Below are 26,947 nucleotides of genomic sequence, written 5' to 3' on the forward strand. Positions count from 1 at the left end.
TGCTCTAAGTGAACATAATTTGCTTGACATCTCTTATGCTCAGATTAAGCATATGCTGGATATATGCTCAATGGGAGTATAAGAGATGTCCCTCGACGCTGCCGTCCTCGCCCGTACCGCACCGCTCTATGAACGGGTCAGGCGCGTTATTCCGGCGATGGAATGGCCTGTCTTTGCCGACGATGTCGACGCCATCCTGGCGCTGAAGAAGGAACACAACGCCGTCATCCTCGCGCACAACTACCAGACGCCGGAGATCTTCCACTGCGTCGCCGACGTGGTGGGCGACAGCCTAGCCCTGGCCCGTAAGGCGGTGGATACCGATGCCGATGTCATCGTGCTGGCCGGCGTGCATTTCATGGCCGAGACCGCCAAGCTGCTCAACCCGGACAAGACGGTGCTGATCCCCGATCTCGGTGCCGGCTGCTCGCTGGCCGATTCGATCACGCCCGAAGATGTGCGCCTGATGCGGGCGACCTATCCGGGCGTGCCCATCGTCACCTATGTCAACACCTCGGCGGCGGTGAAGGCCGAATCCGACGTCTGCTGCACCTCGGGCAATGCCAAACGCATCGTCGAAAAGCTCGGCGTGCCCAAGGTGATCATGCTGCCCGACGAATATCTCGCCCGCAACATCGCCGCCGAGACCGATGTCGAGATCATCGCCTGGAAGGGCCATTGCGAGGTGCATGAGCGCTTCTCGCCGACCGAGGTGCGCCAGCTCAGGGAAGACCATCCCGGCGTGATCGTCCTCGCACATCCCGAATGCCCGCCGGAGGTGGTGGCGGAAGCCGATTTCTCCGGCTCGACCGCGCTGATGTCCGACTATGTCGCCGAGCACAAGCCTGCCCGCGTGGTGCTGCTGACCGAATGCTCGATGAGCGACAACGTGGCCGTGCAGCACCCCACCGTCGATTTCGTGCGCCCCTGCAATCTCTGTCCGCATATGAAGCGCATTACGCTCGCCAATATCCGCCAGGCGCTGGAGACCAACCGGCACGAAGTCACCATCGATCCTGCCATTGCGGTTGCCGCGCGCCGGGCCGTCGAGAGGATGCTCGAGCTATGAGCGATCATCCCCAACTCTATCGCGACCGCCCGGTGGTGGTCGGGGCCGGCCTCGCCGGGTTGATGACGGCGCTCTCACTCGCCCCCGAACCGGTGGTGCTGCTCTCCCGCGCGCCGCTTGGCGCGGAAACCTCGACCGGCTGGGCGCAGGGCGGGCTCGCGGCGAGCCTGGCTGATGATGATACACCTGCACTTCATCTCGAGGATACGCTGGCGGCCGGCGGTGGCCTGGTGGCGGCGGTGGCGGCTCGCTCCATCCTCGACGCTGCTCCGGATGCGGTGCGTCGGCTAGCCGCTCTCGGTGTCAATTTCGACAGGAACGGCGAGGACTTCCAACTCGGCCTCGAAGCCGCCCATGGCCGCCGCCGCATCGTGCACGCCGATGGCGACGCCACGGGACGAGAGATCGTGCGCGCCTTGGTCGCCGCAGTGCGTAAGACGCCCTCGATCACCGTGCTGGAGGGCATCGAGGCACGGCGCCTCATCGTCGAGGACGGCACCATCGCCGGCGTCGTCTGCGTCGGCCCGAACGGCGAGGCGATGACCATTCCCACCGCACGCGTGGTGCTGGCCACCGGCGGTATCGGCGGTCTCTTCAGCGATAGCACCAATCCTCGCGCCAGCCAGGGGCAGGGGCTCGCCCTGGCAGCTCGCGCCGGGGCGCTGCTCTCCAATCTCGAATTCGTGCAGTTCCATCCAACCGCGCTCGATACCGCGGCGCGGCCGATGGGGCTGGTCAGCGAAGCCGTGCGGGGTGAGGGCGCCGTGCTGATCGACGAGACCGGCGAGCGCTTTCTCCGCCATCTGCCGGGCGCCGAACTGGCCCCGCGCGACGAAGTCGCCCGCGGCATCTGGCAGCATCTGTCGGGCGGGCACCAAGTCTACCTCGATGCCCGCCAACGGCCCGGCGCGGGGTTCGCGCGCCGCTTCCCGGGTATCGACAGGCTCTGCCGGCAGGCCGGCTTCGATCCCGCCTTGCAGCCGCTGCCGGTGCGCCCGGCCCAGCACTATCACATGGGCGGCATTGCGGTGGATGGACAGGGCCGAAGCTCCCTGCCGGGTCTATGGGCTTGTGGCGAAGTGGCCTGCACCGGGCTGCACGGCGCCAATCGCCTCGCCAGCAATTCCCTGGCCGAGGCTGCGGTCTGCGCCGCCTGGGTCGCCGACAGCGTGAGGAGCGCACCGGCCGCCAGCCGCCGATTCGCGGGAACTTCTATCGCCGCGAATGCTGCTGACCTTCGCGCTGGGGATGCCGAGTCAACGCGTCCGATTCTATCGCGTGCGCTCGGCGTGGTGAGGGACCGGGCCGGACTAGAGGCGGCGATCGCCGAACTCCTACCGCTGGCCACCAGCACACGCCCTGGCTCGGGGCCCGCCTTGGTCGGCCTGATGCTGGCCGTCTCCGCGCTATGCCGGCAGGAAAGCCGGGGCGCGCATTGCCGCACGGATTTCCCCGGTAGCCTGCCGGAGGCGGCACCGTCTCTCCTCTCGCTCGACCAGACCCTCTCGACGGCCCGTGAGGCCGCCCGCTCCCTTCCTTTCGCAGAAAGCGCCTGACATGCCCCTTTCTCCCCTGTCCCCCCTGCTGTTCGAGCCTGTCGTCCGCGCGGCCCTGGTCGAGGATCTCGGCCGTGCCGGCGACCTTACCACCGATGCCATCGTGCCTGTCGGCCTCAGGGCGACCACCGTGCTGGCCGCACGCCAGGACGGCGTGGTCGCAGGCCTCGATATTGCCGCCGCCGCCTTCCGCCTGCTCGATCCTTCTGCTGCGATCGCGGTGGAGCGCGGCGACGGCGCCAGCGTATCGCCTGGCTCGATCATCGCCAGCGTCACCGGTTCGGCCCGGGCCTTGCTGACGGGCGAGCGCACGGCGTTGAACATCCTGTGCCGTCTCAGCGGCATCGCCAGCGCGACCGCTTCGGTGGTGGAGTCGGTCAGGGACCACAAGGCCACGATCGTCTGCACCCGCAAGACCACCCCCGGTCTGCGCGCCCTGGAGAAATATGCGGTGCGGGCCGGCGGCGGCGGCAATCACCGCTTCGGTCTCGACGATGCCATCCTGATCAAGGACAACCATGTCGCCATCGCCGGTGGCATCCGCCCGGCGCTGGAGCGTGCCAAGGCCGCGGCAGGGCACATGGTCAAGATCGAGCTCGAGGTCGATACGCTGGCCCAGCTCGAAGAGGCTCTCACGGTCGGCGTCGACGCGGTGCTGCTCGACAATATGAGCCTCGCCCAATTGCGCGAGGCGGTGGCCATGGTGGGCGGGCGTGCGCTCACCGAGGCCTCCGGCCGCGTCACGGCGGAGACGGCACCGGCAATCGCGGCTTCGGGGGTCGACCTCATCTCCGTGGGCTGGCTCACCCATAGCGCGCCGATCCTCGACATCGGCCTGGATTATCGGGCCTGAGCGGCATTGCCGCATCCCCTTGCTGGCGCAGGCGCTGCTGTTATGCTGTCGCCATGCAGAATCGTACGGTACCCTTTCCCATCCCGCCGCGCGCGCCGGCGGGGACGACCATCATTGCCTTTGGCGACGTCCACGGCCATCTCGGGCTGATGGAGGAGATCCTGGCCAAGGCGCAAGCCCGGGCCCGGGCCAAGCCGGACCGGCGCCACATCGTCATCAGCCTCGGCGATCTCGTCGATCGCGGCCCCGACTCCCGCGGTGTCGTAGGCCGGCTGATGGGAGATCTGCCGGGTTGTGAGCTCCATGTGCTCAGGGGCAATCACGAAACCTTGCTGATGTCCTTCCTGGCGGGGGACCCCGATGCCGATGTCTGGCTCAAATGGGGCGGCATGGCGACCGTCGGCAGCTATGGTGTCGACATCAAGGGGGCCGACCCCCACTCGAAGCGGGATGTCGAGCGTGTGAGGGCCGAGTTCCGCGCCAGGATGCTGCCCGACCACCTCGAATTCATGCGCACGCGGCCGCTCAGCCTCACCTTCGGCGATTATTTCTTCGTGCATGCCGGCGCGCGGCCCGACGTGCCGCTGGCCGAGCAGAAGGAATATGACCTGATCTGGATCCGCGACGAGTTCCTGCCCTCCGGCCAGCTCTTCGAAAAGAAGATCGTGCATGGCCACACCTCGGTGGAGGAGCCGGATTTCCGCACCAACCGCATCAATCTCGACACCGGTGCCTGCTATGGCGGCAAGCTGACGGCGGCGATCTTCGAGGATGACGTAGCCGAGGTGTTCGCCTCCATCCCGGCGCCGCCCGGTACGCATTTTCCTTGAGGAGGGGCCGTCATTGCGAGCGAAGCAATCCAGTTTTGTCATCTTTGAAGAGTTGGATTGCTTCGCTTCGCTCGCAATGACGATGATCGCTGCAGACGGGGCCGGCTAGGAAGGCGAACCCCTCCACCCTCAATGCGTGACCAGCCATTCCATCGGATGGTCTTCGCTGCGGGGGGCGTAGAGCGGCGGCACCGGGTTTGGAATCTCTTCGAAGCGCGGCTTGACGCCAAGCAGCGGCCCGACACGTTCCAGGATCTTGCCGGTGGTGACGCCGGCATTCCAGGCGGCCGATGAGTAGCCATAGGTCTCCGGCAGGCCCTTGGGCTCGTCATAGAGCACGAGCACCAGATATTTCGGCTTGTCGAAGGGAAACACCGCCATGAAGGTGGTGAAGTTGAGCTTCTTCGAATAGCGCCCGTTGATGACCTTTTCGGCGGTACCGGTCTTGGCGCCGACGCCAAGGCCGGGAACATTTGCCTTCTTGCCGGACCCGTCGATGGCGTTGAGGCGCATGATGTAGCGCATCACGTCCGAGGTGTGCTTCTTCAGGACCAGCTTGGAGCCCGCCAGGGCATCGCTTTCGCTGCGCGCCAGGAATGTCGGCTTCATCAGATGGCCGCCATTCATCATCGCTCCCACCGCCATCATCGCCTGCAGCGGTGCCACGGCCATGCCGTGGCCGAAGGCGATGGTGATGGTGTTGATCTCGCTCCAGCGCCTGGGCAGGATCGGCATGGCGTTCTCGGGCAATTCCGTGATCAGCCGCGTCGTCTGGCCCATCATCTTGAGGAAGGCCTTGTGGGCGTCGACGCCGAGGGAGAGGGCCATTTTGGCCGAGCCGATATTGGACGAATAGGTGAACACCTCCGGCAGGCTCAGCATGCGCCGGCGGGCATGGTCGTCATGGATGGTGAAACGGCCATATTTGAGCGTGGTGCGGGCATCGAGCATGGAGGCGGTGGTAAACTTGCCCGATTCGATGGCCATCGCGGAGGTCAGGGCCTTGAAGGTCGAGCCCATCTCGAACACGCCGACATTGATGCGGTTGATCCGGTTGGGATCGAGCGCTTCGGCGGGGTTGTTGGGATCGAAGTCGGGCAACGATACCAGCGAGATCATCTCGCCGGTATTGACGTCCATGATGGCGCCGGCCGCCGCCTTGGCCTGATAGTGCTCCATGCCGGCGACAAGTTCGTCGCGCATCACCGCCTGGGCCCTCAGATCGATCGAAAGGCGGACCGGCTTGAGGTCATGCGGGTCTGAGGCATAGCCGAGCGCCTGCAGTTCGGAGAGGCCGCGCTTTCTGTCGATATAGCGCTCGATGCCGGCGATGCCCTGGTTGTCGATGTTCACAGCACCGAGCACATGGCTCACCGTCGGCCCGTTGGGGTAGATGCGCTTGGCCTCGTTGAGGAAGCCGATGCCCGGCAGGCCGAGCGCATAGATGCGGTTACGCTGCTCGGGCGTGATCTCCCGCTTGAGCCAGATGAAGCCCTTGCCCGAGGAGAGTTTCGCTCTCAGGTCGCGCGCGTCGAACTCGGGCATCTGGGCGGTGAGCAGTTCGGTCGCTTCGTCGACATCGATGATCTTTCGTGGCTCGGCATAGAGCGAAGGCACCTGCACGTCGGTCGCCAGGAGGTTTCCGTTGCGGTCGAGGATGTCAGGGCGGGACGCCGCCAACTGGTCGGCCGCCGAGCGGCGCGCGTCATATTGCTCGTCCGGCGCGATGCCGAACTGCACCAGCCGGGCCAGGATCGCCATATAGATGCAGACGAACCCCACCACGATGAGCGTGATGCGTCCAGCGCTCTTCTGCAGCTTTGTGGGTGCTATCGGTCGCCGCCTGCGTCTTTCGGCCGGCATGGTGGGCTCGCTCGCCCGGGTGCCACGAGGCGGACCATCGCTCGCAAGGGGCGGATGGCCCGCCATTGCCTCTTGTCCCTGATCTGCCTCGTCGACGGTGGGCGTCTGCATCGCCGCTTTCCCCCAATGCCTTGCAGGCAGCCGCGATCCGCCCGGGCCTGGGCCCGACGGTTCGTGCTGCATCTCGATCTGACGTTGACGACACGGGGCGCTCGTGGGTTTCGCCCGCTATCCAAAATGGAGTTGGTGTCTAAAAATGGTTCGCTCTATTCATGGAATAGCAATAAAGCCGCTGAAAATGCGGGTAAAGAGTATCAATTCATTAATAATTCGTACGGTTATCGAGGCATTAACGTTGAGGTGAAAGCTGGAACCAGCCTGTGTTTAGCGAGGATAAGTGTCAGACATCAGGCCAAGCGGTCTCGTATTGCCGTGCCTGGGCTTGACCTGGTCATTCACCGTTCAGGCGTTTTCCGCTCGCGAAAGGCCGGCTTGCCCGGCAATGACCAAGTCGCACCTGCTCAGGCTGCCTGGCCGGGATGGCTTTCCACGGGGTGCAGCAGATCGCGGATCATGCCGCGCGCGATTTCTTCTTCGCCCATCAGGATCACGTCGGCCCCGAGCCCCTTGAGATAGTCGACGGCCTCTTCGCTGTGCGCCCGGGCGAGAATGCGGATGGACGGATTGAGCTTGCGGGCCTGTTCCACCAGGTGACCGGCTTCGAAGGCGTCGGGAATGGCGACGACCAGCCATTTCGCGCCGGCCAGATTTTGTAGTTCCAGAGTCTCGTAGTCGCCGGCCGGCCCGGAATAGACCTCGATGCCCGCGGCTTTGAGCTTCTCGACCTCGTTCTGCGATTCTTCGATCGCCACCAACGGTATACCGGCCTCATGCAGGGCCTTGGCTACCCGGCTGCCGACGCGGCCATGGCCGACCAGGATGGCGTGCTGGCTGAGCTTGGTCGGCTGGACCACCTCGATGTCGTCGTCCTCAGGCGGGGCGGAAGCAGTCACGGTTTCCGTCACGGGCGCGCTCGGCTCGGTCTCGGGCTGAGGCGGCGCCTCGGGCTCGGCATCCGGTTTGGCCTCGGGTTTGGCCGCAGCCGGCTGGCGCTCGGGGCGCAAGACGAAACGATCCAGCGCCATGAACAGGATCGGGTTGATCACGATGGAGATGAGCGCGCCCGCCACCACCAGATCGCGCGCCGTGCCGGGGATGATCTGCAGCTTGACGCCGAGCACCGCCAGGATGAAGGAGAATTCGCCGATCTGGGCCAGGCTCGCCGAGATGGTCAGCGCCACGCCCTTGGAGTAGCCGAAGCCGCGCACGATCAGGAAGGCCGCGATCGACTTGCCGACCACGATGATCAGGAAGGTGGCAAGCACGGCCAGCGGGTGCTGGAGCAGGATCGCCGGGTTGAACAGCATGCCCACCGAGACGAAGAACAGCACCGCGAAGGCATCGCGCAGCGGCAGCGTCTCGTTGGCGGCCTGCTTGCTGAGAGGGGACTCGGCCAGCACCATGCCGGCGAAGAAGGCCCCCAGCGCAAAGGAGACGCCGAAGAGCACGGCGGCGCCATAGGCGACCCCCAGCGAAATCGCCAGCACGGCTAGGCGAAAGAGTTCGCGCGAGCCGGTATGGGCGACGAAATGCAGGACCCAGGGGATGACTTTGCGCCCGACCACCAGCATCAGCGCCACGAAGGCGGCGACCTTGACGGCGGTGACCATCAGAGTGGCGGCGATCGAATTGAGGCCGAGATTGGCGGCAAGGCCGGAGGGTGCCACCTCGCCCGGCGCATGGCCGCCGAGAAGGCCGGCCAGCGGGGGAATCAGCACCAGGGTGATCACCATCACCAAATCTTCGACGATCAGCCAGCCGACGGCGATGCGCCCGCGTTCGGTCTCGATCAGCTTGCGCTCCTGCATGGCGCGCAGCAGCACCACGGTACTGGCGACCGAGAGGGCGAGGCCGAAGACCAGGCCCGTGCCGAGCCCCCAGCCCATGATCCAGGCAAAGCCCATGCCGAGCAGCGTCGCCACCGCGATCTGGCCCAGCGCCCCGGGGATGGCGATGGCGCGGACGGAAAGCAGGTCCTTCAGCGAAAAATGCAGGCCGACACCGAACATCAGCAGGATCACGCCGAGTTCGGCCAACTCATTGGCGAGATTCTGGTCCGCCACGAAACCGGGCGTGAAGGGGCCGATCACCACACCGCCGAGCAGATAGGCCACGATCGGCGACAGCCGCAATCGCTGCGCGACAAGCGCGAAGATGAATGCCAGTCCCAAGCCCGCCACGATCGTTGCAATCAACGGTGTCTCGTGCGGCATGGAACCTCCCTTCGCGGTCGTAACGAGCCTTCGACGTGCTAACAGCACCCCAGATCTGTTTGATGATTGCCTTGCGGCCGCTTCACCATAGGAGAGTTCCATAGTGAGCGCTCGTTAACAATCGGAAAGGTCGCCATCAAATCGCGACGAAAGCGTGGAACGAAGCTGTCACGACGCGCAAAGCATGCCCTGGCACATGAAGCCGATCAAGGCTCCAGTTCGGTATCCCAATAGAGATAATCGAGCCAGCTTTCATGCAGGTAGTTCGGCGGGAAATGCCGGCCGTTCTGATGCAGGTCGCTGAGGGAGGGGGCGTAGGGCTTCTGGTTGGGATGCATGCCGGCCTCGGCGGGCATGGCGCCGCCCTTTTTCAGATTGCAGGGCGAGCAGGCGGCGACGACGTTTTCCCAGGTGGTCTGTCCGCCCCGGGAGCGGGGAATGACGTGATCGAAGGTCAGATCCGAGCGCGTGCCGCAATATTGGCAGGTGAAACAGTCGCGCAGGAAGACGTTGAAGCGGGTGAAGGCGGGGTTGCGGCTGGGTTTGACGTAGGTCTTGAGACACACCACCGAGGGTAATCGGAACTCGAAGGTGGGACTTCGCACGACCTTGTCATATTCGGAGATGATGTTGACCCTGTCGAGGAAGACCGCTTTCACCGTATCCTGCCAGGACCATAGCGACAGCGGATAATAGGACAGAGGCCGGTAATCGGCGTTCAGCACGAGGGCGGGACACGCCTCGGGCGAGACCGGCGGATGAAACACAGCAGGCGAAACATGCGCTGTCACGAAGCGCTCCCGTCACCATCAGTCCAGCCGAAAAGGCCGATTCGGCTGTTCGTCCAACACAATGTAGGATTAACGTGTCGGTCTTGTGAAGGGGGTAGGCTCGTCGGCCGGCCCCACATGCTGTCGCATCATCCCCGCAACTGGTGCGAGAGCCAGGCTAGCGTACGGTCGGGGATACCGAGTTCGTCGAGATGGTCGTGGGTGGCCAGCACATAGTCGGGATTGGCGCCTGAAAGCCCGACGCCGCCGCGCACCACCTCCAGAAGCTGGCGATCCGGCAGCTTGCCGCAATATTGTTGATGTGCCCGGTCGGCCCGGTAGGCTAGTGCCCGGACATGGCGCCCATCATCGAGCCGGGCCTCGTGCAGGATCTCGATATAGACGCTGGTGGCCTGCTCGCGCCGGCGCAGATAGTCCACCGTCGCGTCCCAATTTTCGGAGGCGACGCGGAAGGCAACGCCTCGGCAGGAGCCGCCCCGGTCGAGGCCGAGCACCAGGCCGGGCTTTTCGGGCGTGCCGCGATGAACATGCGACCAGATGCACAAGGCCCGGTGCAGGCCGCGAATCAGCGCATTCTGCCGTTCCTCATAGGCAAAGCCGGGATTCCACATCAGGGATCCGTAGCCGAAAACCCAATTGGCTTCAGGGGCGGGCAGAACGGGCTGGTTCACTCGGCGGCCAGGTGGAATGCATCGAGATAGTGGAAGGGCAGGCCAGCGAGCGTGTCGCGCAGCACGGTGAGGTCCTGCTTCAGGCGGTCGAAGGCCGGCAGCAGGGAGAAGTTCTGTTCGTTCATATAGATCGAGCGGTTGATCTCGATCTGGATGACATGGAAGCCGGCACCGGGATTGCCATAGTGCTCGGTGATATATCCCCCTGCATAGGGCTTGTTGCGCGCGACCGAATAGCCGAGATTGCGCAGCGCCTCGTCGGCGCAATCCATGATCAGATGCGAGCAGCTGGTGCCGTAACGGTCGCCCAGCACGATGTCGGCCCGAGGCCTGTCCTCGCGCGCCAGGCCGCAGGACGGCATGGAATGGCAGTCGACCAGCAGCGCCACGCCGAATTCTCGGTGGATCTGGCCGAGCAGGCGGCGCAGCGTGCGGTGATAGGGCTTGTAGAGCTCCTCGATCCGGCGCAGCGCTTCGTCCACCGGCAGGCGGTGGGCATAGATTTCCTGGTTCTCGCTGACCACCCGCGCCAGCGTGCCCAGGCCGCCGGCCACCCGCAGGGAGCGGGTATTGGCATAGTTCGGGAGCCTGCCGTCGAACATGCGCGGGTCGAGCTCATAGGGCTCGCGGTTGACGTCGAGAAAGGCGCGGGGAAAGCGCGCGCTCATCACTGCCGAGCCGGTGGCGGCGATATCGGCGAGCAGGAGGTCGACGAAGGCATCTTCGGAGCGGCGCAGCGACAGCGGGTCGAGGCGGGAAGCCTCCAGGAAGGAGCGCGGATAGACCCGGCCGGAATGAGGCGAATTGAACAGAAGGGGCGCCGAATAGGCCGCCGGCTCGACCACGTCGAAGGGAGGGCTGAGCTCGATTTCCATGCCGTCCACGGACTCCAGCGGCGGGTTGCTTTCACCTTCGCGGCGCGTCCCCGAGGGGAGAGCGGCCAAGCCAGGCGATACCGACATATCTCGACAAAATCATGCGCAGGCAAGCATCACAAGCCCCATTGCATGATTTTCTCCATCGCGGACACAAGCAACCCTGGCAGCATCACGAATTCGGGATTAACTCTATTGCGATGTAAACGGGGCGTTTACCCTGACGACGGTTTATAGAGTTCGAACAAGCTCCGGCCCTGCCGGGGATTCGGGACGCCATCATGAACAAGATTCTCCTTGCCGAAGACGACAATGATATGCGCCGCTTTCTGGTGCGCGCCCTGCAGAATGCCGGACATGAGGTGATGTCCTATGACAACGGCCTGTCAGCCTATCATCGGCTGCGGGAAGAACCATTCGAATTGCTGCTCACCGACATCGTCATGCCGGAAATGGACGGCATCGAGCTGGCTCGCCGGGCCACCGAGCTCGATCCCGACATCAAGGTGATGTTCATCACCGGTTTTGCGGCCGTGGCGCTCAATCCGGATTCGCAGGCGCCGCGCGACGCCAAGGTGCTGTCCAAGCCCTTCCATCTCAAGGATCTGGTCAACGAAGTCGACAAGCTTTTGAAGGCCGCCTGAACTTTCCTTAAAAATAGCGGGACGAATGGCTTGCATGGCCTGATTCAACCTGCTATCAGGCCGGCCTCCGCAAGCGATGGGCGCGTAGCTCAGCGGGAGAGCACTACGTTGACATCGTAGGGGTCACAGGTTCAATCCCTGTCGCGCCCACCATCGCTTCCTCGAACGACGAAAAGACCCAGGGCATCGCAAGCGCGGTGCCTTTTGTGTTTCCGGGACCCTCGCTGCTTTGGTGTGCCTTCGCGTCTCGCGCAAGGCTTCGGTCTTCGTATGTTGGCCCGCGCATCCATGCGCCTCTCTGGTATCTGCCGGTCGTTGTTCCCTTCATGCCCGTGGGTACGAATATCCGATGTTCGACACGAACACCTCCGGAGGCATGGTGATCGAGCAGCCGGAATGCTCAGAGGGAACGATCAATTCTTCAGCCTGAAAGATCGGAAGACATGTATGGTTTGAATAAATTCTACAATTTATTTCATTTTTTATTTGAGAAAAGTGAATTTATTTACAAATTTAGTACGATTGAAATCGTATGTTCGGTTGTTTGAATATGGAAGAACTGTTGCCTTAAAATCACATACTTGCAGGAGGTGACGTGGTAGAAAAGTTCGTCATTCGGTAGGGACTGGATTTGGGGAAATGAAGGTACGGATTTCGGTAGCCACCTTTTTGCTTGCCACGGCCGGTGCTTCGGCTGCCGATCTGGCCCCTGCTGCAGTCGAACCCGTTGCTCCTGCAGTCGCCTACAACTGGACGGGCTTCTATGCCGGTATCAATGGTGGCTATGCCTTCGGATCCAGCCGCGATGTAACGATGTCGGAGCTGTTTCCGGCCACTGGCCCCCTCGTGGATAGCTATGGCAGCCTTTCGCCCAAGGGGGGATTCGGCGGCGTGCAGGCTGGCTATAACCGGCAAGCGGGCAATTTTGTTTTCGGCCTGGAAGGCGATATCCAGGGCGGCGACATCAGCGACAAGACCGGCCGCATCGGCGCCGCTACGGGTTACTTTCTGAGCACGAAGAGCCAGGTCAACTGGTTCGGCACGGTTCGTCCGCGAATCGGCTACGCCTTTGACAATATCCTGATATATGCGACCGGCGGTCTGGCCGTCGGTGGGGTCAAATACACCCAGAACTATGTCAACGGCGATTTCCTCGCTCATCCTCGTACCAGCAAGACCAGAGTTGGTTTCGCGGTCGGCGGCGGCGCGGAGTACGCTCTCAACGAGCATTGGACCGCCAAGCTCGAATATCAATATATCGATCTTGGTCGGTCGAAAATCAGCGCGACCGAAATCAATGGTGGCGAGCCGACGGATTACACCATCCACACCAGGCTGCACACGGATTTCCATACCGTTCGTCTGGGCGCGAACTACAAGTTCTGATCATTCGATCGTGGAAGGCGCAGGGCCGCGGCAAAGGCCGGCAACGCGTCACGGCGAATTCACACCGAATAGCCGATTATACATCCGCGGCTGATCACGACTCCGGAAGAGACCGGCCGCCAGAGATCCCCGAGCGACATAACCCCGCCGACGAGGCGGGGTTTTCCTTGCGGTCAGAGTGCAGGTCATAGCCAGAAAACACTTGCGCCCGCCATTGCCAATGTTGCAGCTTGGCACGCGTGATCATTCATGCCCGGTCTTTGGTACGCTGACTGTTCATAGCCGGCAAAGACGGGTGCCATCCGTGATTTAACCGAAGCACCTACTGGTGTGGCGCCCATTATTGCTTGGCCGCTGTCTTGGGGTGATCGTTTTGTGTTTCCATGGGGAGGGATACATGAGCGCGGATCTGTTTGCGAAGACTCTCGCGGAGGCGCGACAAGGACGGACCGTGCAGGCGAGCATTCTCCTTGGCTGCGCCGCTTTGCTGGCCGGCTGCGGCACCTCCTCGGCGCCGACGCCGGTGGTGGCAACGCCGACGGTTGCGGTGACCTCCGAAGAACTCGTCGGCAAATGGGGCCTGGCCTCCTATCGCGAAGAAACCGACAAGGTCCGCACCGAAGCCGCCGCCAAGGCGGCCTGCTCCAATCCCTATGTGATCGGCAAGGGCGCCCAGGGCGGGGTGACCATGCATCTGGCCGATCAGGCGACGCCGCAGGAAGTCTATCTCAAGACCGCCTCCGATGGCGGCGTCTATATCGGGCCGCAGGGCAAGCCCGGCGAGCGGGCGGACCGTCAGATCCTGTCCTATGACAAGGGCGTGATGGTGACGCGCTGGGTGGATCCCGGCGTTGCCAAGCGCTACGGCACGATGATGTTCGTGCGCTGCGCCGTGGCATGACAGGGGAGCCTTCCATGACGAGGCGTTCCTGGATCACCCCGCTCGCTGTCGGCTGCGTCGCAGTTGCCCTGGGATTGGCCGGCCTGCTGGCGCAGGCTTCGGCACAGCCACGTCCTCTCGATCCCAGCAAGGATCTGGAAAAGCCTGGCTTCGTGCCGGATGCCGCGGAGGAGCAGCTCCTGCCCGAATACCGGCCGCAACCGGTCTATTACCGCTCGAACGAGCCGCCCGGCACCATCGTGATCCAGACCGAGGAACGCTTCCTCTATCTCATCCAGGACAACAAGACCGCCATGCGCTACGGCATCGGCGTCGGGCGCGAGGGCTTCCAGTGGTCGGGCCTGTTGAAGATCTCGCGCAAGCAGGAATGGCCCGATTGGCGGCCGCCACCGGAAATGATCAAGCGCCAGCCCTATCTGCCGCGCTTCATGGCGGGCGGCCCTGGCAATCCGATGGGGGCCCGCGCCCTCTATCTCGGCAGTACCAGCTACCGCATCCACGGCACCAACCAGCCCGAGACCATCGGCTATGCCGTGTCCTCGGGCTGTATCCGCCTGGTCAATCCGGACGTGATCAATCTCTATGACCGCGTTCCCGTCGGCACCCGCGTGGTGGTACGCCAGGCACCCAAGCTCTAGTCGAGATCAACCCGCCTCGCCCGTTCGGCGAGGCGCTTTCGTTTGTCCATCATCGAGCAAGGCACGGGGGATAGCCATGCATCGGATAATTGTGGGGATCGTGGCGATCCTGGCGCTGCAACTCGGGCTGGCGAGCGGCCCGCAGGCGCAGACCCTGGAGGCGGTCAAGGCGCGCGGCCAGCTTGTGTGCGGGGTCAATGAAGGGCTGGTGGGCTTTGCCAGCAGATCCGCCTCCGGCGAATGGTCGGGCTTCGACGTCGATTTCTGCCGCGCCGTCTCGGCCGCCGTCCTCGGGGATGCCGCCAAGGTGGCGTTCGTGCCGCTGTCGGCGAGCGACCGCTTCGACGCCTTGCGCTCGGGCAAGATCGACATCCTCTCGCGCAACTCGAGCTGGACCTTGTCGCGCGAGCTCGAATATGGGCTGAGCTTTGCCGCCATCACCTATTTCGATGGCCAGGGCTTCATGGTGCCGCGCAGCGCCAAGGTAAATTCGGCCCTAGAACTTGGCGGCAGCAAGGTCTGCGTGCTCAAGGACACCACCACCCAGCACAATTTGGCCGATTATTTCGAGGCCAATTCCGTGAAGTTCGAAGCGGTGCTGGTCGGGTCGGCGGCCGAGGCGCTTGAGCGCTACAAGAAGAAGGATTGCCTGGTTCTCACCTCGGACGTCTCCCAGCTCTATGCCCAACGCCTGGAACTCGCCGATGCTGGCGAGCACCTGATCCTGCCCGATGTCATCTCCAAGGAGCCGCTCGGCCCGGCCGTGCGCCTGGACGATCCAAAATGGCGCAATCTGGTGCAATGGGTGCATTTCGCCATGCTCGACGCGGAGGAGCTGGGAGTCTCCAAGGCGACGCTCGACCAGGCCAAGGACTCGACGCGACCGGCGATCAAGCGCCTGCTCGGTACAGAGGGCAAGCTGGGCCCCGGGCTCGGGCTGGCCAATGAATGGGCGGCCAATGTGGTACGACAGGTCGGCAATTACGGCGAGGTGTTCGAACGCAATCTCGGCGATGCCGCCAAGCTCGGCATACCGCGCGGCCTCAACCAGCTGTGGAGCCTGGGCGGCGTCCAATATGCGCCGCCGGTCGAATAGGCCCGGCGCTCAGGGCGAGGGTGACGGCGAACTGGCTTCGCGCAGCTTGACCAGTGTCCATAGCGCCTGGTTCAGCGGCACCTCCAGGCCGCGTGCGGCGGCCCGGCGCAGGATGGCGCCGTTCAGATCGTCGATTTCCGTGCGCCGGCCCCTGGCCAGGTCCTGGGCGGTGGAGGAATACTGCTCCGCCATGCTGGTGCCGAGTCCAAACACGGTGTCCTCCAGCGTCGGAGGCAAGGTGACGCCGTAAGCCTCGGCTACGACACGGCACTCGGCGAGGACCCCCTTCAACAGCACATCCACGCCCTCGCGGCCGACCAATCGGCCGTAGGGCAGGGCGGCGAGTGCCGAGAGGGCATTGAGCGCGCAATTGACCGCCAGCTTGGTCCACAGCGTGCCGACGACATCCGGCGCGACACGAGCCGAAATGCCGGCCGCAGCGAACAGGCCTGCGAATTCCTCGCTTCGGGTCGAGGGGCCGATCACCATCTTGCCGCCGCCCTTGTGGCGGACATAGCCGGCGGCAGGCGCTTCGAGCGCGGCATAGACGGCGACGGGCACGGCAGGCCTGTGAAGGATATGGGCGAGCCGGTCGGCATTGTCGATGCCGTTCTGCAGGCTCCAGACCGAGCAACCGGCGCCAATATGGGGGGCGATGGCGGCGGCCGCCGCCTCGGTGTCGAAGGATTTCACGCAGAACAGCACCAGGTCCGCCCCGGCGACCGCCTCCGGTCGGGTATCGGCCTGGATCGGCACCTGCTGCCGCTCGCCGCCTCGCTCGAGCAACAATCCACCATCCCTGACGGCCTCGACCAGGGCCGGGCGCCCAATCAGGGTGACGCCATGGCCGGCCTGGGCGAGCAGGGCGCCGAAGAAGCATCCGACCGCGCCAGCACCCATCACCGCAATCTTCATGACGCCGTTCCTCCAGCAAAAGCTGAGTGGATCGTCGAGCTGCATGATCCGGGACATTGCCGACGCTGCAAAGGCCGTGGCGGTGCCTTCGAGCCGGCATGGAGGCTGAGGGAGAAGAACGGCATGCTTGTGATCTTACCGGTGGGCGACGCCTCTATTCATGTCAAGCGCGGCTGCCAGGTCGCCGAAGGCCGCGATCACCGTCAAGGATAGACGGGTTCTGCCGATCGGCAAGGCCCGCGTCGGTCGGGCCGCGATGCCATCGTGATGCCCGTGCTTGGGGCGTGGAGCGGATTGAGCGCTGTCATGGCAAGGTGCGCGCCAAGGCCAGGGCCTCTCGGGCGAGGGTGTCGACGTCGATGCTGGCGTGGGCCTGGTTGGCGAGCAAGGCCGGCAGGTCGAACCAGCGGGCTTCCAGGGCATCGTCGGCGGCGACGGCCTCGCCGGATTGCCAATGGCAGAGCACGCCGACCAGCACATAATGGTGACCGCCTTCGTCGATTGGGCGGGCATCGATGGAATCGAGGGCCGCAAAGGCCTTCACGGCCCGGGCACCCACGCCGGTTTCCTCCTCGAGCTCGCGCAGGGCCGCCTGCAGCACGCCCTCGCCGGGCTCGATCTTGCCGCCCGGGAAGCCCCACAGGCCCTGGTCCGGCGGATTGGCGCGGCGAACCAGCAGGAATTCCTCGCCACGTAGCGCAATGGCGAGAACGGCTGCGATCGGGCGGGGCAGATTGTCACTCTTGGCCGGGTCCGAGGCCATTGTCTGTTTCTCCGGAACTGCCTGCGGGTTGAAGGCCCAGCTATAGGCGCCTTCCGCTTCGAGCGACACCCTGCAAGGCGAAGCTAGTAGTCCCGGCGGCGCGTCACGAGCATGGGGCTGCAAATCATGGGGCTGCAAATGCAGGCATGGTGCCATGCCGGTCCGGCAGAGCGGGACGCTGCCGCCTTGCGTCTGCCGGCACATCGCGGGCTTGCCGGCAGACGGCAGCCCTGCGAAAAGCCTGCAGGCATCCGACACGAAGAGGCATGGGACCATGAAGCTCGGTATCGAAGGAAAATCCGCCATCGTCTGCGCCTCCAGCCGGGGGCTCGGCAAGGCTTGTGCGCTGGCCCTGGCGCGTGAAGGCGTGAATGTGGTGATCAATGGCGTCACGCCCGCCACGCTGGAGCGGACCGCGGCCGAGATCGGCGCCGCGACGGGGGCGACGGTCACGCCCGTGGTTGCCGATGTCGCCAGCGAGGAAGGACGCCGCAAGCTGCTTGAGGCCTGCCCTCAGCCCGACATCCTGGTCAACAATGCCGGCGGCCCACCGCCCGGGGACTTCCGCCAGTTCGGCCGCGAGCAATGGCTGGCCGCGCTCGATGCCAACATGCTGGCACCGATCGAACTGATCAAGGCGACGCTCGACGGCATGATCGCTCGCCGCTTCGGGCGCATCATCAACATCACCTCCGTGACGGTGAAGGCGCCGATCTCCTATCTCGGCCTGTCGAACGGTGCCCGTACCGGCCTGACCGGCTTCGTCGCCGGCCTCGCCCGCGACATCGCCCGCCACAATGTGACGATCAACAATATCCTGCCGGGTTCCTTCGGCACCGACAGGCTGCGGGACAATGCCGCCGCCTCGGCCAGGCCGGGGCAATCACCCGAAGCGGTCCTGGCGGAATGGCAGGAAGGCGAGGTTTCCGGACGTTTCGGCGATCCGGACGAACTCGGTTCGGTCTGTGCCTTTCTCGCCGGAGTGCAGACCGGCTACCTCACGCGCCAGAACATCCTGATGGACGGCGGCAACTTTGCCGGATCATTCTAAGGGGCTTGTTGGAATTGCGAGGCGATTGGACTGAAACGCGATTTCTCCGGTGCTCCCCGCCGCCTCCAAGGAAAGAGGGCTGGCCTTGAAGGCCAGCCCGCTGTCGTTCTGCGCAGTCTGGTTCCCTTCGTGGAACGGCTTCAGAGCTTTGCCAGGATCTGGCACAGCTTGATGAGCTGGGCGTCATAGTCGTCGCTGGCGCCGAGGATCAGCTTGCAGCGTTTCTTGAGGGCGATGCGTTGGGCGCTGCTCATCGAAGCGAGTTGGCTGGAGACATTGCCTATATTCACGCCCGTGCCGGGAACGCCCGGGGTGCCGGGAGTTCCTGGATTGCCGGGGGTGCCAGGTGTTCCGGTGCTGGAGCCGGGGACATTGACGCCCACGTCGACATTCACGCCCGTGTTGTTGTTGAGCGAGGCGCTCACATCCGCATCGGCGAGCGAGGAATTGACGCCGACATTGGCCTTGACGCCGGTGCTGGCTGTTGCCGATGCACTGACATTGGCCGTGGCGGCATTGCCGACCGAGGCTGTCGTATTGGAGTTCAATCCGCTGCTGTTGAGGCTGGTGTTGCTGTTGGCGCTGACCGGCCCCACCTTGGCGCTGACGCCGACATTCGCCCCGCCGATGGCACCACCGACCGCACCCACGGCGCCCCCTACGGCGTTGCCGACGCCGCCGACAGTATTGCCGAAGCTGCCGCTCACAGCGGCCTGCGGGGCGACAAGAAGCAAAGTAGTCGCCAGTCCAGCGAACATTGCAATCTTACGCCAATCCTTCCGATATTGCTCAGACATGTCGACCTCCACCTGGAAAACTCGAACATTCGGCTTGAACTCCGGGGAAAGGAGCTTTTGGTGCTTTATCAATCGGCCGGAACCTGAATGCCTATAGAAAAATATGCCAAAATACAGTAAATCGCAACGTCGATTTATTGAAAATAAATCGATTTAAATCGATTTTTCATGTTGTTTTATATTTTGTACGGAGAGTAATTTAAAACATACTTACATATTACGACGGGTTTTGTGTCGAATTAAGGCAGTTTAGGCGTATTTTTGCTTTTGATTTCTGGTGCTCCGGCGGGATGCGGGTGAGTTTTGCCATGGATGAATTGCGTCTGGAGTGTGGCGTTTCTGGGGCAAAATCGGGTAATGAGATGCTACCGCCGCGATGATACTTAAGTATTAGATTGCATTGTGGAGGTATGACTGTGGCGCCAAATAGGTATTGTTTATGGTGGTGCAATGATACCTGGCGGTCGCTGCAAAAAAAGCCGCCCTCGGTCTTGAAGGGCGGCTCCCGTCTTTTCGCTTCCGCTCAGAACGGCGAGTCGGGGTAGTAGAAATCCTTGGCGTTGTCCTTGGTCACCAGCGTGGCGTCGAGAATATAGGAGCCGCGCACGGGCAGCTTGTCGTAGAGGCCGGCGGCGGTGAGATCCATCGCCACGGCCACCATGGCCGGCGGATAGAGCACGTCGGCCGGGATGGTAGCGTCACCGTCCATGACCTTCTTGACCATGTCCTTCATGCCGGCGCCGCCGAGCACGAACTTGATGTCGCTGCGGCCGGCCTGCTTGATCGCCTCCAGCACGCCGACGGCCATGTCGTCGTCCTGACACCAGACCGCGTCGATCTTCGGGTGCTTGGTCAGGAAGTCCTGCATCACCTTGAAGGCATCGTCGCGGCTCCAATTGCCGAACTGGCTGTCGATCACCTTGACCTCGGAACCCTTGAGCCCCTCGTTGAAGGCGTTGACACGCTGCTCGTCGATGACGATGGGCAGACCGCGGATCACCACGACGTCGCCCTTGCCGCCGAGCTTTTCCTTGACGTAGGCGGCCGAGACGGTGCCCAGGCCCGGATTGTTGCCGGCGACGTAGAGGTCCTGGATCGGGTCGCGCAAGGCGCGGTCGACCACGGTGATGAACACGCCCTTGCCCTTTACCTGGCGGATCGGGTCGGTCAACTCGTCGGAATTATGCGGCAGCACGACGAGGGCGTTGATGCCCTGCGTGGTCAGGTCCTCGAGGGCGTTGGCTTGCGCAGCGCCATCGGGCGAGGTCTTCACGATGACCTTGAGGCCGGGATAGCGCGCTTCGAGCGCCTTGGCTTCCTGCTGGGCGTGATAGACTACGCCGCCCGTCCAGCCATGGTCGGCGGCCGGAATCGAGACGGCGATGGTCTTGGTGTCGGCGGCGAACGCCGCTGCCCCTGCGATGGTGAAGAGACCGGCTGCCATCAGGCCGGTCAGCAATTTGCGCATGATATCCTCCCTAGCGCTTTTCGTTCCGTCGGGGCGGGTTGGTCCCGCCCACTGCATATGGACTAGAGCGTTTTGCGATTTGGCGGTCACGCCAAGGCTCGCAAAGACGCGTCGAACCAAAGAGTGAGAGCAAACGAGCGTTCCGCCTAAGCGCGCTTTGCTCCAGATGGGCTCAGTTCCTCCGGGCGAGCGAGCGCTGCACCAGCATGGCGATGATGATGATGGCGCCCTGCACGGCGCCGACCAGATATTCGGAAACGAAGTTCGACAGCACCATGATGTTGGAGATCACTTCCAGGATCAGGGCGCCGCAGATGGTGCCCCAGATCCGCCCGACGCCGCCGCGCAGTGCCGTGCCACCGACCACGACCGCCGTGATGGCCTGCAATTCCCAGCCCAGCCCGGTCGTGGAGGTGGTCGAGCCGAGCCGGGGCACATAGACCAGCACGGCGATGGCGACGCACAGGCCCTGGATGATGTAGGTGAGCATGCGCACGCGCCCGACCGAGATGCCGGAATAGCGGGCGACATCCTCATTGGAGCCGACCGCCATGACGTGGCGCCCGAAGGTGGTGCGGTAAAGCAGGAAGGCGCCGATGACGGCCACTGCGATGATCACCCAGACAGGGAAGGGCAGGCCGAAAATATTGCCGAAATAGACCGGGCGGTAATCGGCCCTCAATTCCATCGACTTCATGGCGATCGAGCCACCATCGGCGAGCCAGATCAAGAGCGAACGGAAGATCGCCATGGTACCGAGCGTGACGATGAAGGGTTCGAGCCTCCCCGCGGTGACGCCCAGCCCGTTGGCGGCACCGCACAAAGCACCGAGCAGCAAAGCCAGGATCATGCCGATGGCGAGCAGCATATAGCCGTCGCCGATCATGGCCTTGTTGAGGAAGAGGATCATCACGCCGGAGACCAGCGCCGCCATCGAGCCGACCGAGAGGTCGAGGCCTCCGGCGGTGATCACGAAGGTGGCTCCAACAGCGATGGTAGCGATGAAGGCGCTGCGGGCCAGGACGTTGGTGATATTGTCGAGGTCGATGAAACGGGCGTTGACGAAGTAGCCCAGGACCATCAGCACGGCGAGCGCCGCGAAGGGCGCGACAGCGCGCAGATCGAAATCCTGGAAGCGGCTTGCGGCCTTGGTGGGGGCGAGCTCTCCGCTCATGTCTGTGCTCTCGCTTCTTGCCTGGAAACGCCGGTGGCGTGCACCACGATTTCGGCTTCCGTCATCGCAGCGCCGCTGACTTCACCGGCGATCTGCCCGCCGCGCATCACCAGGATGCGATGGCATACGCCGATCAGCTCCTGCATCTCCGATGAAATCACGATCACGCCCTTGCCCCGGGCGGCCAGCGCCGCGATGAAACGGTAGATCTGCTCCTTGGTGCCGATGTCGATGCCGCGGGTGGGTTCGTCGATGATGATGATCCTCGGCTCCAGCAGCATCATCTTGGCGAGCAGCAATTTCTGCTGGTTGCCGCCGGAAAGCTGGCCGGCGAGCAGGGTCTTGGAGCGGGCCCTGATGTCGAAATCCTGGAAGGCCTGGTTGAGGGCGCTCCATTCGCGCGCCTTGTCGATGAAGGGCCCCGAGGTGAAGTGATCGAGCGCGGCCAAGGTGAGGTTGGTGCGCAGGTCCTGCGCCAGCAACAGGCCCTTTCCCTTGCGGTCCTCGGAGAGATAGACGATGCCGGCTTCCATGGCCTGGCGAGGCTCACGAAAATGCACCGGCCGGCCATCGAGCCTGAGGCTTCCGCTGCCGGAGCGCAGGCCCAGCAGGCCCTCGAACAATTCGGTGCGTCCTGCCCCGACAAGGCCGGCAAAGCCGAGGATCTCGCCGGCCTCGAGGCCAAAACTGACATCGGTGGCAAAGCCGGGCACGTTGAAATGCTCGACCGCGAGCAGGGGGTCTTCGGCGGCTGCCGCATTCGCCTCCGCCGAAGTCTTGGCCGGATAGAGATTGGCCATGTCGCGCCCCACCATCAGCTGCGCCATGTCGATGGGCTGGAGCTCGGCGGCGGGCCTGGTGGCGATCCATTTGCCGTCGCGCAGCACGGTGACGCGGTCGGCGATGGCCTTCACCTCGTTGAGACGATGCGAGATGTAGAGCACTGCCGTGCCCTTGGCGCGGATGGCGCCGATCACCTTGAGGAGTGCGTCGGTCTCCACCGGGGTGAGGGAAGCCGTGGGTTCGTCGAAGATCACCACGCGGTGCGGCACCGCCAGGGCGCGCGCGATCTGGACCAACTGGCGCTGGGCGATGGAGAGTCGCTCGACCACCCGGGTCGGTGCGATCTCTGCCCCGAGTTCGCGGACTGCCTGCGCGGCCTCGCGGTTCATGGTCCGGTCGTCGACCATGGGGCCACGACGGATTTCCCGGCCGAGGAAGATGTTTTGCGCCACGGTGAGGTGGGGCGCGAGCAGGATCTCCTGATGGACGAGCACGATGCCGCGATGCTCGGCGTCGACGGGACCGGTAAAATGCACCGGTTCGCCATCGATGGCGATGCTGCCCTTGCTCGACTGGAGATGGCCGGCCAGGATCTTCATCAGGGTGGACTTGCCGGCACCGTTTTCGCCGATGATGGCGTGGACCTCGCCTGGCTTGAGGTCGAGCGCAATGTTGCTCAGCACCTCGATGGTGCCGAAGCTCTTGGACAGGCCGCTGGCAGCCAGCACCGGCACGGTCTGGTTCTGCGCGGCAGCCCCGCTCGCTTCCCCGTCGGACAAATCCGGTTCCTGGTTTTCGTTTCCCACCAACGCCCTCTTCGCCATCTGCATAGGCGAATGAGTTACGTACCTCGCAATTGTCAGATTAACGGGACGGCTGGTTCTGTCAATCACGCTTTCCGGAATGGGGCAGCATGAAACGCTTCGATCAATATCATCGCCCGGCAGAAAATCGCTCGCGATAGGATTGTGGTGTCGTTGCGAGATGCCGGGCAAAGCCGCGCCGCATCGTCTCCTCGCAGCCGAAGCCGCAGCGAGCAGCGATCTGCTTGAGGGGCTGGGTGGTGTCGGCGAGCAGCGTGCGCGCCTGTTCGACCCGAAGCCTTTCGACGGCACGGGCCGGCGGCATGCCGGTGGCCTCCCGGTAGCGGCGCTGAAAGCTGCGTTCGCTCATGCCGGCCTGCGCGGCGAGGGCGGGGACCGACAGGTCGGCTGCAAGGTTTTCGCGCATCCAGCCATGCAGGGTTTCGAAGCGGGAGGCGCCATGCTGGAGCGCCAGGGCCGCGCTGTATTGCGACTGTCCGCCCGGCCGCTTGAGGAAGACCACTAGCTCACGCGCCACCGCCAGCGCCATGGCACTGCCGAGGTCGCGTTCGACCAAAGCGAGGGTGAGGTCGATGCCGGCGGTCACGCCGGCCGAGGTCCATAGATGGCCGTCCTCGATGAAGATCGGATCGGCTTCCACCTGCGCCGCCGGGAAGCGTTCGGCCAGCAGGGCGCAGGAATCCCAATGGGTCACGGCGCGCCTGCCGTCGAGCAGGCCGGCGGCACCGGCGAGGAACGCACCTGTGCAGACCGCCGCAACCCTTCGCGCGGTCGCCGCCCTGGCCGCGACCCAGGCAATGAGCGCGGCATCCTCGGCGGCCTCATGCACGGCGCGTCCGCCGGCGATCACCAGCGTATCGCACGCTTCGCTCGCGGCGGGCAGGGGTTCGGCCTGCAGGGTCAGCCCGGCCCAGGCCGAGACCTGGTCCTGCCGGGCGACAATGCGCAGGCGATAAGCCGGGGGCAGCCCGTCATCCTCCAGGAGACGATTGGCCGAGGCGAACACCTGCATGGGGCCAGCGATGTCGAGGAGTTGAAATCCCGGAAAAGCCAGCAGATCGATCGTGCGCAGTGGCCTGCCGGTCCACGGCCCGTCGATTGGGTTTGGCGCAAAATGTGGGTCAAACGACATTTGCGCCAGAGGCTGCCGCGCTAGAGTGGTTCTGTCAACCTCAAGATTTGGAACGGAGCTTCCTCATGATCCTGCAGATCGGCTTTCTGGTTTTCCCCAAGGTGCAATTGCTGGACCTGGCCGGGCCTTTCGATGCTTTTGCCGCGATGCCAGGCGTCGTACAGCACCTGATCTGGAAGGATCTCGATCCGGTGACGGCGACTTCGGGCTGGCCTGTGCTGCCCACCACGACATTGCAGGACTGCCCGGTTCTCGACGTGCTGTGCGTACCGGGCGGCGCCGGCGTCAACCCGCTGATGGAGGACGAGGTCGTCCTCGACTTCCTGCGCCGCCAGGCCTGGAGCGCCCGCTTCGTTACCTCCGTCTGCACCGGTTCCCTTGTATTGGGTGCGGCGGGGCTCCTGGAGGGAAAGCGGGCGACGACGCATTGGGGCTCGCATCATCTGCTCGAACCGCTCGGCGCAGTGCCGGTGGCCGAGCGCATTGTCGCCGACGGCCGGCTGATCAGCGGCGGCGGCGTCACGGCCGGTATCGATTTCGCGCTCGACATCATCGCCAGGCTGCGGGGGCGCGAGGAGGCGGAGGCCGTGCAGCTCAAGCTCGAATATGCGCCGGCACCGCCCTTCGACGCCGGGTCTCCGGCGACGGCGCCCGTCGCCGCGATCGAGGCGGCACGGGCTTCCGCCTCGAGCTATGTCGAGGAGCGCGAGCGCATTGTCACCAGGCTGCGAGAGCGGAAGGCCATCACTGCCGTCTAAAGTAAAACATCATGGGATCGTTCGAGAATGAGCGCTCCGTCTTCTCCAGCCTTGCCGGGGGACGACGGAGCGTCGTTTTTCAACGGCGCCTCAGTGCCCGGGCAGCCTGCTCACACTATCTCGGGGGCGGGGGCCGAAGTGTTGAAGTCCGTGTTGTATCGAGGGGGGCGTCGCTCAAAAAAGAAGTTTGTGACCGAAGGGGTAGAGACGCATAGTCTGGACGCTTTCTCGAGCTTTTTGACTTCGGTCCGGTGTCTCATGCGGCGGCTGACCCCAACGAGGGGCCCTTATGCGGAACTTGCTGCTTTTCCTGGTCGCAGTGACGATGCCGTGGGCGCCGCCTTCGTCTGCGGGGCAACTCGCCGTCGATCTCGAGCTGGTTCTTGCTGCGGATATTTCCTTTTCGATGTCAGACGAGAATCTGTCCGTGCAGACCGATGGTTATGCGCAGGCCTTTCGGGATCCCGAGGTCGTTGCGGCTCTCTCCACCGGGCCCTTGGGCCGGATTGCAGCCAGCTATGTCGAATGGTCGGATGGGCAGCGCGTGGTGGTGCCATGGACCTTGCTCCGGAACAGGGCGGATGCCGAGCGCTTTGCATCCCACATCACGGCCGGCTCGGCGAAACGCTCGGCCGGCACCACCTATATCACCGGCGTGATCCGGCTCGGGACGAGGATGATCGAGGAGAATGATTTCGCTGCCCTGCGTCGGGTGATCGATATCTCGGGCAATGGCGAGAACAATAGGGGCGAGGCGCCTGACCGTGCTCGCGACGTCGCAATTCTGCGAGGCATTACCATCAACGGCCTGCCTATGCCGACCTGGGTCGACCCTCGCCGGCTCGGCGAGGTGCCGGCGGATATCTATTACCGCGATCACGTCATCGGCGGCCCCGGGGCCTTTCTCCTGAAAGTGGACGACAGGACCAATGTGCTGAGATCGATCAAGTCAAAATTGCTGCGCGAGATAGCGGCCAACTGAGTGTCCTTGCCGACCATGTAGCCCGGGCAGTTCCGGCCAGGCGTTGCGTTTTACCCGGCCGGGCCGGCGAACAGGATCAGGTTGCCGTCGGGATCCAGGACGATGAAGGTCCTGGCGCCCCACGGCTCTTTTCTGAGCGGCTGGTGGAAGACCACGCCTGTGGCCTGAAAATTCAGGAAAAGCTGCTTGATCTCGGCGGCGCTGTCGACCGTGATGGCGGCGGAGAGTAGATGCTCGCGCTGCCTGACATCGCCGAGATAGACCGGCTCGCACACCAATCTGAGGGCCAGCAGAGCTCTGTCGCGGCTGACCTGCCCGTAGAAGGGCGGATTGCCATGGACGAAGTCGATGCTGAAGCCGAGCCTGGTGGTGAAGAAGTCGCAGGAGGTCTTGATGTCGGTGACGATGAGCTGGGCCGCGGCCGAGCTCAAAAAGGGTTCCGGCAGGGGCGGTGCGGGGATATCCGTCATGGTCGAGGCTCCTGTCTTGAGCGCCTCCCATCCCACGAAGCCTGACTGGCGAGCGACGAGTTCCAGGGCATCGGCAAGCTGGAAATTCGCCCTCAATATCTGATGATCGTCGAGGCCGTGGAAGCGCGGCAAGGCAGCCCGGATCTCGGCGGCGACCGGGTGACAGTGCTCGCGATGCCAACGCAGATATTGCTTGGCCTGCTTCCTGAGGTTTTCCAGGTTCGGCATGGGCGCAATCGTGTTTTCGATTGTAGGCGGGCATTGCCCTTCCGACAGTCCGTCGGTGCACCCTACGCAGCGCCGAAAGAGTGCTGCAGGGGGCCT

The 26,947-nt window shown here is 63.9% G+C and carries 25 protein-coding genes and 1 tRNA gene; 13 read left to right on the forward strand and 13 right to left on the reverse strand.

Going from position 1 to position 26,947, the window contains the following annotated elements; genetic code table 11:
• The first annotated feature begins 85 nt into the window (after window positions 1–85).
• From nadA to U1R88_RS25910, 4 genes are read left to right on the forward strand one after another with little or no spacing between them, the layout of a single operon-like run.
• Entirely contained in the window at window positions 86–1,069 is a 984-nt protein-coding gene (gene nadA, locus U1R88_RS25895; RefSeq protein ID WP_322433852.1) for a quinolinate synthase NadA, read from the forward strand.
• A complete protein-coding gene (locus U1R88_RS25900) occupies window positions 1,066–2,625 on the forward strand; it encodes an L-aspartate oxidase (RefSeq protein WP_322433853.1) in 1,560 nt (519 codons plus the stop codon). The genes nadA and U1R88_RS25900 overlap by 4 nt, the downstream gene beginning before the upstream one ends.
• Window position 2,626: 1 nt before the next feature.
• Window positions 2,627–3,478, forward strand: coding sequence for a carboxylating nicotinate-nucleotide diphosphorylase (gene nadC, locus U1R88_RS25905; RefSeq protein WP_322433854.1), 852 nt, complete (start codon window positions 2,627–2,629; stop codon window positions 3,476–3,478).
• Between the two features lie 53 nt (window positions 3,479–3,531).
• Entirely contained in the window at window positions 3,532–4,308 is a 777-nt protein-coding gene (locus tag U1R88_RS25910) for a metallophosphoesterase family protein (protein WP_322433855.1), read from the forward strand.
• Between the two features lie 129 nt (window positions 4,309–4,437).
• On the opposite strand, the gene U1R88_RS25915 is transcribed toward U1R88_RS25910, so the two are convergent.
• The 5 genes from U1R88_RS25915 to U1R88_RS25935 all read right to left on the reverse strand — a co-directional run bounded on the left by U1R88_RS25915 (window position 4,438) and on the right by U1R88_RS25935 (window position 10,850).
• Window positions 4,438–6,282: a peptidoglycan D,D-transpeptidase FtsI family protein gene (locus U1R88_RS25915; RefSeq protein WP_425545482.1), complete on the reverse strand. Its 1,845-nt coding sequence runs from the start codon at window positions 6,280–6,282 to the stop codon at window positions 4,438–4,440.
• A gap of 410 nt (window positions 6,283–6,692) precedes the next feature.
• The gene (locus U1R88_RS25920; RefSeq protein ID WP_322433856.1) at window positions 6,693–8,504 is read right to left on the reverse strand and encodes a cation:proton antiporter domain-containing protein; all 1,812 of its coding nucleotides are present in this window, start codon (window positions 8,502–8,504) and stop codon (window positions 6,693–6,695) included.
• Window positions 8,505–8,710: 206 nt separating this feature from the next.
• A complete protein-coding gene (locus tag U1R88_RS25925; RefSeq protein ID WP_068290559.1) occupies window positions 8,711–9,271 on the reverse strand; it encodes an HNH endonuclease in 561 nt (186 codons plus the stop codon).
• Between the two features lie 152 nt (window positions 9,272–9,423).
• Window positions 9,424–9,966, reverse strand: a complete 543-nt coding sequence (locus U1R88_RS25930) for a gamma-glutamylcyclotransferase (protein ID WP_322433857.1) — start codon at window positions 9,964–9,966, stop codon at window positions 9,424–9,426.
• Complete coding sequence (locus U1R88_RS25935) at window positions 9,963–10,850, reverse strand: N-formylglutamate amidohydrolase (RefSeq protein ID WP_371260345.1); 888 nt, start codon at window positions 10,848–10,850, stop codon at window positions 9,963–9,965. Before U1R88_RS25935 ends, U1R88_RS25930 begins: the two co-directional genes overlap by 4 nt.
• A 269-nt stretch (window positions 10,851–11,119) precedes the next feature.
• On the opposite strand from U1R88_RS25935, the gene cpdR reads away from it, so the two are divergent.
• From cpdR to U1R88_RS25965, 6 genes are all read left to right on the forward strand, one after another.
• Window positions 11,120–11,485 carry a cell cycle two-component system response regulator CpdR gene (gene cpdR / locus U1R88_RS25940; protein WP_105864233.1) on the forward strand — a complete coding sequence of 122 codons (366 nt, stop codon included), beginning with the start codon at window positions 11,120–11,122 and terminating at the stop codon, window positions 11,483–11,485.
• Between the two features lie 78 nt (window positions 11,486–11,563).
• Window positions 11,564–11,638: transfer RNA gene (locus U1R88_RS25945), tRNA-Val, on the forward strand.
• Between the two features lie 486 nt (window positions 11,639–12,124).
• Window positions 12,125–12,871, forward strand: coding sequence for an outer membrane protein (locus U1R88_RS25950; RefSeq protein ID WP_322433858.1), 747 nt, complete (start codon window positions 12,125–12,127; stop codon window positions 12,869–12,871).
• 397 nt (window positions 12,872–13,268) lie between these two features.
• Entirely contained in the window at window positions 13,269–13,772 is a 504-nt protein-coding gene (locus U1R88_RS25955; RefSeq protein ID WP_322433859.1) for a hypothetical protein, read from the forward strand.
• Window positions 13,773–13,786: 14 nt separating this feature from the next.
• A complete protein-coding gene (locus U1R88_RS25960; RefSeq protein ID WP_082979845.1) occupies window positions 13,787–14,410 on the forward strand; it encodes a L,D-transpeptidase in 624 nt (207 codons plus the stop codon).
• Between the two features lie 76 nt (window positions 14,411–14,486).
• A complete protein-coding gene (locus U1R88_RS25965; protein ID WP_322433860.1) occupies window positions 14,487–15,506 on the forward strand; it encodes an amino acid ABC transporter substrate-binding protein in 1,020 nt (339 codons plus the stop codon).
• Between the two features lie 9 nt (window positions 15,507–15,515).
• On the opposite strand, the gene U1R88_RS25970 is transcribed toward U1R88_RS25965, so the two are convergent.
• A complete protein-coding gene (locus U1R88_RS25970) occupies window positions 15,516–16,421 on the reverse strand; it encodes a ketopantoate reductase family protein (RefSeq protein WP_322433861.1) in 906 nt (301 codons plus the stop codon).
• Between the two features lie 304 nt (window positions 16,422–16,725).
• Complete coding sequence (locus tag U1R88_RS25975; protein WP_322433862.1) at window positions 16,726–17,184, reverse strand: NUDIX hydrolase; 459 nt, start codon at window positions 17,182–17,184, stop codon at window positions 16,726–16,728.
• A gap of 274 nt (window positions 17,185–17,458) precedes the next feature.
• On the opposite strand from U1R88_RS25975, the gene U1R88_RS25980 reads away from it, so the two are divergent.
• Window positions 17,459–18,235: an SDR family oxidoreductase gene (locus U1R88_RS25980; protein ID WP_322433863.1), complete on the forward strand. Its 777-nt coding sequence runs from the start codon at window positions 17,459–17,461 to the stop codon at window positions 18,233–18,235.
• 140 nt (window positions 18,236–18,375) lie between these two features.
• Here U1R88_RS25980 and U1R88_RS25985 read toward each other — a convergent pair whose 3' ends face one another.
• From U1R88_RS25985 to U1R88_RS26005, 5 genes are all read right to left on the reverse strand, one after another.
• Complete coding sequence (locus U1R88_RS25985; RefSeq protein ID WP_322433864.1) at window positions 18,376–19,032, reverse strand: hypothetical protein; 657 nt, start codon at window positions 19,030–19,032, stop codon at window positions 18,376–18,378.
• Between the two features lie 523 nt (window positions 19,033–19,555).
• Window positions 19,556–20,500: an ABC transporter substrate-binding protein gene (locus tag U1R88_RS25990; protein WP_068290570.1), complete on the reverse strand. Its 945-nt coding sequence runs from the start codon at window positions 20,498–20,500 to the stop codon at window positions 19,556–19,558.
• 172 nt (window positions 20,501–20,672) lie between these two features.
• Window positions 20,673–21,674, reverse strand: a complete 1,002-nt coding sequence (locus tag U1R88_RS25995; protein ID WP_322433865.1) for an ABC transporter permease — start codon at window positions 21,672–21,674, stop codon at window positions 20,673–20,675.
• Window positions 21,671–23,281: a sugar ABC transporter ATP-binding protein gene (locus tag U1R88_RS26000; RefSeq protein WP_425545483.1), complete on the reverse strand. Its 1,611-nt coding sequence runs from the start codon at window positions 23,279–23,281 to the stop codon at window positions 21,671–21,673. The genes U1R88_RS25995 and U1R88_RS26000 overlap by 4 nt, the downstream gene beginning before the upstream one ends.
• A 109-nt stretch (window positions 23,282–23,390) precedes the next feature.
• Window positions 23,391–24,413 carry a GlxA family transcriptional regulator gene (locus U1R88_RS26005; protein WP_322433866.1) on the reverse strand — a complete coding sequence of 341 codons (1,023 nt, stop codon included), beginning with the start codon at window positions 24,411–24,413 and terminating at the stop codon, window positions 23,391–23,393.
• Window positions 24,414–24,478: 65 nt separating this feature from the next.
• On the opposite strand from U1R88_RS26005, the gene U1R88_RS26010 reads away from it, so the two are divergent.
• Together U1R88_RS26010 and U1R88_RS26015 are read left to right on the forward strand one after the other, a co-directional pair.
• Window positions 24,479–25,171 carry a DJ-1/PfpI family protein gene (locus U1R88_RS26010; protein ID WP_322433867.1) on the forward strand — a complete coding sequence of 231 codons (693 nt, stop codon included), beginning with the start codon at window positions 24,479–24,481 and terminating at the stop codon, window positions 25,169–25,171.
• Between the two features lie 325 nt (window positions 25,172–25,496).
• Entirely contained in the window at window positions 25,497–26,153 is a 657-nt protein-coding gene (locus U1R88_RS26015; RefSeq protein ID WP_322433896.1) for a DUF1194 domain-containing protein, read from the forward strand.
• Between the two features lie 50 nt (window positions 26,154–26,203).
• On the opposite strand, the gene U1R88_RS26020 is transcribed toward U1R88_RS26015, so the two are convergent.
• Complete coding sequence (locus U1R88_RS26020) at window positions 26,204–26,851, reverse strand: VOC family protein (RefSeq protein WP_322433868.1); 648 nt, start codon at window positions 26,849–26,851, stop codon at window positions 26,204–26,206.
• Between the last annotated feature and the right edge of the window lie 96 nt (window positions 26,852–26,947).

The sequence above is a fragment of the Labrys sedimenti genome (assembly GCF_034424805.1).
Classification (GTDB): domain Bacteria; phylum Pseudomonadota; class Alphaproteobacteria; order Rhizobiales; family Labraceae; genus Labrys; species Labrys sedimenti.